The organism is Brachybacterium tyrofermentans, from assembly GCF_014897585.1.
Taxonomy (GTDB): Bacteria; Actinomycetota; Actinomycetes; order Actinomycetales; family Dermabacteraceae; genus Brachybacterium; species Brachybacterium tyrofermentans.
In genome coordinates this window covers 1-1,486 of record NZ_JABUXW010000080.1, presented here as the reverse complement: position 1 = coordinate 1,486, position 1,486 = coordinate 1, and the positions used below count along the sequence as shown (strand labels likewise).

The following is a 1,486-nucleotide window of genomic DNA, read 5'->3' as shown; positions in this document are numbered from 1 at the left end:
ACGACAGCATAAGAAATCAACCGAATCCGCTGTCCGAAATCACCGCAGCAGCTCAGTCCTTGACCTGCTCGATATCCCGGGTGCGGGACGAGAAGTTGTCCATCAGCTCTTGCGGAACCCCGGAGATCTCCCACGCCGTCGACCGCCCCGCACCACGCTCGCGGGCTTCCCACCCCACCCCGAGCACCCGGGTGAGGTGATCGGAGAGGACCGCGTTGTAATGCTCCGACAGCCCCGTCACCGCCGCATGAATCGCACGGGAGTCGAGAGTCCGCCACTTCCCGTCATGAACGGCCTGCACCCGATTCGCAACCACGACATGCGTGTGCAACTGCGGATCCGAGGCACGCGAGTCGTAGTGGTCGTACGCTGCCGCGATCACACCCTGTACTTCGACCTGGGCGACCGCGCCCCGGGGTCCTTTCGCACCGATCCGTGTCATCGCGACGTCATGCTCAAACAAGTCGATCACATCCTGGATCGCGGCATGATGCGCCTGGGCGATCAGCGCCTGCGTCCCACCGTCAGCGACCGCCCACAGTGTCGAGACGGACTTCGGGACCGAGAACGTCAGATCGAACCCCGCTACCGGAGCCCCCGTCGGCTTTGTGGCTTCCTCCGACTCGATCAGCGCGGTCTGGGTCGCACGTTCCTCTTCAGTGAGAGCGTCAGAGATCTTCTCGACGCGACGCGCGACACGTTCCGCAGCGGTCGCGAACGTCCGGTACGGACGCCCCAACTGCTCGCCAGTGTTCGGGTCTTGCCCGAACCCCATCAAACGCCGCAACTGCTCCTCGGTCACCGCCGTGCCCGCCGTCACACCACCGGAGAGACCGACAAGCCCAGCTCCGGTCCAAGCCCCCGGTGGTGTCCCCGACTCCGAGTAGTAACGAGTCAACGCGGAAGCGGAATCGCGGTCGCCATCACCGGTCACGACAGAGTTCAGTAGGTACCGGTACCCGTCACCGGCCGTCATCACCCTAATCGACACCGTCACACAGGATAAGTGTGCGAGTTGACTCATCAGAAACCTCCGCTTGTGCGGGGTCGTTGCCTCAGGGAAGATCCTCCGGTTGGGGTGTCGTTGCCTCAGGTGGGGACCTCCGCGTGAGCACCATCGTGGATGGAGCTGACGATGAGTCAACGCAAGGCTGTGACGAAGAAGAAGGCGCTGGCCTACCGCAGCGCTGACCGGGCTGGGAAGACCCGGATCTTGGATGAACTGGTCGAGCTGACCGGCTGGCACCGGGACTATGCCCGGGCCGCGCTGCGCGAGGCGCTGGTGATCCGCCAGGTGCGCCCGCGCAAACCTCGGCCGCGGGTCTACGGCGATGATCTGCTGCCCGCGCTGATCCGCTGCTGGGTGCTGCTGCGCGCCCCGGCGGGGAAGATCATGGCCCCGTTCATGCCGGTGCTGGTGCCACTGCTGCGGAGGGTGTTTCATTAGCTGTGTAAGGGTCCGGTCTCTAACCGAGGTGTGACCTGC

At 64.6% G+C, this 1,486-nt stretch carries 2 protein-coding genes; one reads left to right on the top strand and one right to left on the bottom strand.

Annotated features, from left to right (window positions below; translation table 11 throughout):
• Positions 1-52 precede the first annotated feature (52 nt).
• The gene (gene mobF / locus INT49_RS20780; protein WP_226851137.1) at positions 53-976 is read right to left on the bottom strand and encodes a MobF family relaxase; all 924 of its coding nucleotides are present in this window, start codon (positions 974-976) and stop codon (positions 53-55) included.
• Positions 977-1,135: 159 nt separating this feature from the next.
• Here mobF and INT49_RS20775 point away from each other — a divergent pair, with 159 nt between their 5' ends.
• The gene (locus INT49_RS20775; protein ID WP_193119624.1) at positions 1,136-1,447 is read left to right on the top strand and encodes a hypothetical protein; all 312 of its coding nucleotides are present in this window, start codon (positions 1,136-1,138) and stop codon (positions 1,445-1,447) included.
• The last annotated feature ends 39 nt before the right edge of the window (positions 1,448-1,486 follow it).

Coding starts and splice junctions, on each gene's coding strand:
- INT49_RS20775 (WP_193119624.1), top strand. CDS start 1,136: ATGAGTCAACGCAAGGCTGTGACGAAGAAGAAGGCGCTGGCCTACCGC.
- mobF (WP_226851137.1), bottom strand. CDS start 976: ATGACGGCCGGTGACGGGTACCGGTACCTACTGAACTCTGTCGTGACC.